The organism is Brevinematia bacterium (assembly GCA_039630355.1).
Classification (GTDB): Bacteria; Spirochaetota; Brevinematia; order DTOW01; family DTOW01; genus SKYB106.
In genome coordinates this window covers 1-5,875 of record JBCNVF010000041.1, presented here as the reverse complement: position 1 = coordinate 5,875, position 5,875 = coordinate 1, and the positions used below count along the sequence as shown (strand labels likewise).

Sequence of the window (5,875 nt, the reverse complement as noted above, 5' to 3'; positions counted from 1 at the left end):
TATGTGAAAAATCTTCTCTCTAAGGAAGGAATTGAGGCTAGCAAGGAGATAGTAAGCTTACTAATAGAGAGAAATGGACAGAATGTTAATGCTATAGTGGAGGATATAAACTACATCAGGAATCACTTTCAACCCAGTGAGTATATCTCTAGTGATAAGGCTATGGAAATACTATTTCGTAAATCTGGGGAGAGTAGTGTATTTGACTTGCTCAATGCGCTGATGAGTGGTGATAAGCATAGAGCGATCTTGTCGCTTCACAATATTATTGATAGAGGTGAGGATGTTTTTGCTTTAGGTTCTCTTATCTACTCTCAGCTTCAGAAGATTCTAAAGGTTAAAAAGTTTTTGGATACGGGTGTTTCTGATGATGAGATATCTAAGCAAACTGGTATTAGTAGTTTTGAACTTAGGAATATTAAGAAGGTTGCCAAAAATGTTGATAATAGAAAAGTTTCTTTTTTGTTGAAGTTTATTCTAGAGTTGGAGGCTTCTATTAGGGGTTATGATGAGAATCTAAAGCTAGCTAATGTGGAAAGGCTGATATTACAAATGCCATGAGGGAATTATGTTTAAGGATGTTGTTAGGATAAAGGTTATTGGTGGTAAGGGGGGGGATGGGTGTGTCTCTTTTAGGAGAGAGAAATATGTGCCTAAAGGTGGTCCTGATGGTGGAGATGGTGGTAAGGGGGGAGATTGCATAATAGTGGTTAATCCAAATCTTTCCACTCTTTCTCATTTGGTTGATGGACAGGTATTTAAAGCAGAGAATGGGAAACCTGGTAGAGGTAGCAAATGCCATGGAGCTAACGGGAAAGATGTTATTATTGAAGTTCCTAGAGGAGTTCAAGTTATAGATGCTAGGACTGGTAGACTCATTGCTGATATGGTGAATGTGGATAAAATCGTTGTTGCTAGAGGTGGTAAAGGAGGACTCGGGAACTGGCATTTCAGAAGTTCGGTAAACCAAACTCCTACACAGTTTACTAGAGGTGAACTTGGAGAGGAGAGAGAAATAATCCTTGACCTAAAGCTTATAGCTGATGTAGGGTTAGTTGGTTACCCAAATGCTGGAAAGTCGTCAATTATCAGGAGACTGACAAGTGCTACACCAAAAGTGGCTGATTATCCGTTTACCACTATTGAGCCAGTTCTGGGGGTTTTCTCTTATCGTGATAGGAGAATAGTGATTGCAGATATTCCAGGAATAATTGAAAATGCTCATATGGGGGTAGGGTTGGGGCTTGAATTCCTAAAGCATGTTGAAAGAACAAGACTTCTGATCTTGGTGCTTGACATTGTTGATAAACCTGTGGAAAAAGCTCAAATCATAACCAGTGAAATTAGAAACTACAACGAAACCTTGCTGGAGAGAATGAGGTTTGTAGTGCTTAACAAGATTGATCTACTGAGGGCAGAAGAGAAAGAAAATATTCACACTATCGTAGATGACGTGAAGAAAGTGTTACCAAAAAGAAAATACACCTTTCTCCTAACTTCTGCTCTTACCTGTGAGGGAATTGAAGAAGTGAAAAAAAGCTTGATTGATAGCTTTTTATTCAAATAACTTTCCTTCAACTAGTTTGTTGTATAGAGATTTTGGGAGGAAGGAGATTTCTCTTACATCGTCGGAGTAATACTTTGTTTTGAGCATGCAGGTTCTGTAGTCAGTGCGAGGGTTGTACTTTTTTGAACCTATTGAGATTGACCACCAATACCCTGTGTAGACTGGAGTTATGAAGTAGGCGAGATCCACTATTGGGAAGATTTTTTTCAGAGCTTTCTGGACGCTTATTATTGTATCTCTGTGATACCAGATAGACTCGGTTTGTGCAGACATTATTCCATCATCTGATAGCACATCGTATACCATTCTGTAAAACTCTTCCTCAAAAAGAGGTTTTGCTGGTCCTACGGGATCAGTTAAGTCAATCAACACAACATCAAACTTTTGTCCTTTATAGTTTTTAACAAATTCCAAACCATCTTCGTGTAAAATCTTTAGCCTTGGGTCCTCAAATGCTTCCTTAAAGAGATTGTAGAAATACTTCTTTGAAACTTCAGTTACTGTTCTATCTATGTCAACGAGAGTTAGGGATTCTACCGTTTTATGCCTTAATACTTCTCTTGCAACGCCGCAATCTCCTCCTCCAATTATTAGCACATTTCTAGGATCTGGGTGGGTAAACATAGGAATGTGGGCGAGTGTTTCGTGGTATATAAACTCTTCTTTCTCGGTAAACTGAACAACATTATCCAAAGCTAAGGCCAATCCAAACCACTCTAGCTCTAAAACCTTGATCTCCTGATACTCACTCTTTCCAGAAAACAGAATATCCTTGACTCTATAGATGTGATTCTCAGGAGCGTAGGGATCTTTGTCAAAAAAAACTATATCTTTTTCCATAGCTTTTCTCCTAAACCTTAGTTATGACTACTTTCTTTTTGGGGCAAATACAGCAGACAGTTTCTTTCCTTCAAACTTGGGCTCTTTCTCCATCACACCATACTCACTCAGATCCTCACCTATCTTGCCAATAAGCTCGTATCCTTTGTCCTTAAAGGCTATTTGCCTTCCTTTAAATACAACAGTTACTTTGACCTTGTTTCCCTCTTTAAGGATTTCTATCATGTGTTGCTTTCTGTAGGAGTAGTCGTGATCGCTTATGTTGAAGCCTATCTTGAACTCCTTGACCTCAATTTCTTTTTGCTTCTTCTTTGCCTCTCTTTCTTTTTTCTCAAGCTGATACTTGTATTTACCGAAATCCATTATCCTGCATACAGGTGGGTTTGAATCGGGACTTACCTCAACCAAATCTAGCCCTTTCTCGTATGCGGTCTTCAACGCCTCGGAGATAGGCACTATACCTATTTGCTTGCCATCAACATCAATCAACCTAATCTCAGAGGCTCTTATCTTTTCGTTGACTCTTATACTTTTTATATCCCTCATACACCTTACCCTGATCTAATTAAGAAAAGCTTTCTTCTTGTTTTCAAGCTTGTTTTGCATATTTTCTCTTATTTTGTCCATGAATGTCGTTATGTCTATCCTTTGTAAAAGGTTATACTGTAGAGGCAATGGGAAATATGGGTCAGAGAATATTTCCAGCACTGATGCGTATTTTTTCCTCACATCGTTGAACACAATAAGATAAAAAGTTTTGCCTGATTTCAGTGTGTTTTGGATTATTGACTTACCTTGAGGAAGAGGAAGATACTCGTAATACTCATTCATAAAGCTATCAAAGTCGCTTTTGAACCGTGTTAGCTTCTCTGTTATTTCCCTTTCTGCTTTCCTAATTATTATCTTCTTCCTGATTTCCTTGAAAGGTTTAGTTATGGATAAGAATGAATTTTTGAAGAAATTTCCTACACCACTAAGAAATGCTTTTATCGCTTTCATATACTTTTTGCTTCTTTTTTCTTGTTATATCGGAATATATCATCGCAAATATAATAATCAAGGTTCCGATCGTTATGCAACTATCTGCAACATTGAATATGTAAAATCTCCATATGTTTTTGATTCCAACATCTATAAAGTCAGTTACGTAGGAGAAGATGATTCTGTCTATTAGATTACCAAGGGCTCCACCCCATATAAGTCCAAAACTAACTTTAACCAGAGGAATTAGAGAGATGTCAATTTCCTTGGAAATTGTTATATAAACGTAAACCAAGAATAAGATGATCAAGATTACCAGAAACGGAAGTAGTAAATGAATTACTGTTGCTTCAGATGAGTTAAATATTCCAAAGCTGACTCCTCGGTTGAATACTAACGTGAATCTAACAAAATCTCCAACTACGTTCACAGGCTTACCGTACTCTAGAAAGGTTCTTGCTAGATATTTTGTTACTTGATCTAACACCAAGACACCTAGAACTATTGATATGGTAACCACATTAACAACTGCAAACTCTAGGATGTTTTTCAAGGTTATCTTTAGTTTAGATGAAAAGCTACCCATACCCTATCTCTTCCAAGCTTTGTGAGGTTTTATATACATTTCTAGGCAAAGTATTGCTACGCACCTTTGGTTGGTTCGTAGATCTTCTTTTAAATCTCCTAATCTTTGCCTTTCGCTCATCTTCTCCAAAACCATCAAGATCATAATCTAATATAAATGGTCTTGATACAAAAATTCAAAATAACTCCAGTAAGATGGAAAAGTTTTTGATGTGCACCTATAGTCACTGATAACTATTCCATCTATTCTTAAACCTAGGAGTGAGAAACTCATTGCCATTCTGTGATCGTTGTATGTGGAAATAACTCCAGGAGTGTAGTTTTTCTGGGGAATGATTTTTAGCCCATCTTCGTATTCTTCAACCTTTCCACCGAGTTTTTTTATCTCACTACATATAGCTTTTATCCTATCTGTCTCCTTAACCCTTAGATTGTGGACATTTCTGATGGAAGTTGGTCTATCTGCAAACAGAGCGATCACGGATAGTGTTTGCACAAGATCAGGAATGTTATTCATATCAACTTCTATCCCTTTCGGATTTCCGTCTCCCTCAACAGTTATATGATTATCCTCTGTATAGATCTTACAACCGACTTCCTCAAGTATTTTTAAAAACTCAATATCACCTTGGACTGTATTTTTGCCAATTCCGTATATAGAAATTTTTGCAGGAATTATACATGGTATGGATAGGAAATAAAAGGCATTAGTTAGGTCAGGTTCAACGAAGAAGTCTTCTTTTCTGGAGTACTTTCCTTTGGGTATTACGATCTTCTTGTAGTTGTCATTTTCCGCAGATACTCCAAAGAGCTCTAGGATCTTCAAACTCATATCAACAAACGGCTTTGAAACTAAGCAATCCACTACTTCCATCTCAAGTCCTTGAGAATACATAGGAGCTGACAGTATCATTGATGAGACGAATTGACTGCTTATTTTTCCCGAGATTCTGACGCTTCCACCTTTGACCTCACCTTTAGCATTTATCGTTACTGGTGGAAAGCCGTTAGAATCTTTTATATCTACGCCTATCTGCTTAAGTGCATTTGTAAGATCGCTGATAGGTCTTTCTCTCATCCTCTGATCACCGTCAAGAGTGAAAACTCCGTTAAACAACGGTATGAAACTACACAAAAACCTCATGGTTGTTCCGGAGTTTCCAGTAAAAATTTCTCTCTCCATATAACCGCTAGGTATACATTCACCTCCTATTTCAACAACCAGTCCGTCCTTTGCCCTAGATTCAATGAATTTCACAAATTCTGCAATTTCTGGAAAATCATTTTCTCTAGAATAGTGGTATTTGTTTATAGTAAAGCCGAGAGACTCCAAAGCATTAAGCATGTGGTTAGTATCATCGGATACTAGAACATTTTTTATTTTTATCTTCCTGCTATTCATTGCCGATACGACTAAAACTCGGTTTGTTATGCTCTTTGAACCAGGCACTGTAAGAGACTTTTCAACATACCTTCTTATAGGAAATATCCTTACATTTCCATTCTCTACCTTTAACATCTCTCTAGCTCTAAGGAATTTTTAACCTACCAATGTTTTAAATTCAAGATATAACTAGGAGATTTGGTAGATTCCATTATTGTGAGTTTTAGACTTTGTTTTGCTTCGGATGTCACGGTTTAGGAAATCTAGAGTATAAATGGTATGAACATTTTGACTTTACTTTTATATTCTACATACTCGGAACCAAATCTTTCTTCCAGCATTTTTTCTTCAATAGGTAGTCTCCATATAACTAGAGATAGCATGATTAATTCTCCTAACAGAGAGAATAACCACCATCCTGTTATGAGAAACGCCGATATGAAAAGCAGTATATACCCCATGTATATTGGATGTCTTATGTATGCATAAGGGCCTTCTTTGACTAGTCTTATTGCCTT

Annotated in this window: 8 protein-coding genes; 2 read left to right on the top strand and 6 right to left on the bottom strand. The window is 37.2% G+C overall.

Annotated features, from left to right (window positions below; all coding sequences use genetic code 11):
- A partial coding sequence (gene holA, locus ABDH28_03220; protein MEN2998030.1) for a DNA polymerase III subunit delta occupies positions 1-561 on the top strand: 561 nt, incomplete at its 5' end.
- Positions 562-568: 7 nt separating this feature from the next.
- Positions 569-1,567, top strand: a complete 999-nt coding sequence (gene obgE, locus ABDH28_03215) for a GTPase ObgE (protein ID MEN2998029.1) — start codon at positions 569-571, stop codon at positions 1,565-1,567.
- Here obgE and speE read toward each other — a convergent pair.
- The 6 genes from speE to ABDH28_03185 all read right to left on the bottom strand — a co-directional run.
- On the bottom strand, positions 1,556-2,407 hold the full coding sequence (gene speE / locus ABDH28_03210) for a polyamine aminopropyltransferase (protein MEN2998028.1): 852 nt from the start codon (positions 2,405-2,407) through the stop codon (positions 1,556-1,558). The two genes, obgE and speE, sit on opposite strands and share 12 nt — an antisense overlap.
- A 27-nt stretch (positions 2,408-2,434) precedes the next feature.
- Complete coding sequence (gene infC / locus ABDH28_03205) at positions 2,435-2,953, bottom strand: translation initiation factor IF-3 (protein ID MEN2998027.1); 519 nt, start codon at positions 2,951-2,953, stop codon at positions 2,435-2,437.
- 15 nt (positions 2,954-2,968) lie between these two features.
- The gene (locus ABDH28_03200; protein ID MEN2998026.1) at positions 2,969-3,406 is read right to left on the bottom strand and encodes a hypothetical protein; all 438 of its coding nucleotides are present in this window, start codon (positions 3,404-3,406) and stop codon (positions 2,969-2,971) included.
- Positions 3,381-3,974, bottom strand: coding sequence for a signal peptidase II (lspA, locus tag ABDH28_03195; GenBank protein ID MEN2998025.1), 594 nt, complete (start codon positions 3,972-3,974; stop codon positions 3,381-3,383). The genes ABDH28_03200 and lspA overlap by 26 nt, the downstream gene beginning before the upstream one ends.
- A 147-nt stretch (positions 3,975-4,121) precedes the next feature.
- Complete coding sequence (gene aroA / locus ABDH28_03190) at positions 4,122-5,492, bottom strand: 3-phosphoshikimate 1-carboxyvinyltransferase (GenBank protein ID MEN2998024.1); 1,371 nt, start codon at positions 5,490-5,492, stop codon at positions 4,122-4,124.
- A 128-nt stretch (positions 5,493-5,620) separates the two neighbouring features.
- A partial coding sequence (locus ABDH28_03185) for an isoprenylcysteine carboxylmethyltransferase family protein (GenBank protein MEN2998023.1) occupies positions 5,621-5,875 on the bottom strand: 255 nt, incomplete at its 5' end.

Coding starts and splice junctions, on each gene's coding strand:
- obgE (MEN2998029.1), top strand. CDS start 569: ATGTTTAAGGATGTTGTTAGGATAAAGGTTATTGGTGGTAAGGGGGGG.
- speE (MEN2998028.1), bottom strand. CDS start 2,407: ATGGAAAAAGATATAGTTTTTTTTGACAAAGATCCCTACGCTCCTGAG.
- infC (MEN2998027.1), bottom strand. CDS start 2,953: ATGAGGGATATAAAAAGTATAAGAGTCAACGAAAAGATAAGAGCCTCT.
- ABDH28_03200 (MEN2998026.1), bottom strand. CDS start 3,406: ATGAAAGCGATAAAAGCATTTCTTAGTGGTGTAGGAAATTTCTTCAAA.
- lspA (MEN2998025.1), bottom strand. CDS start 3,974: ATGGGTAGCTTTTCATCTAAACTAAAGATAACCTTGAAAAACATCCTA.
- aroA (MEN2998024.1), bottom strand. CDS start 5,492: ATGTTAAAGGTAGAGAATGGAAATGTAAGGATATTTCCTATAAGAAGG.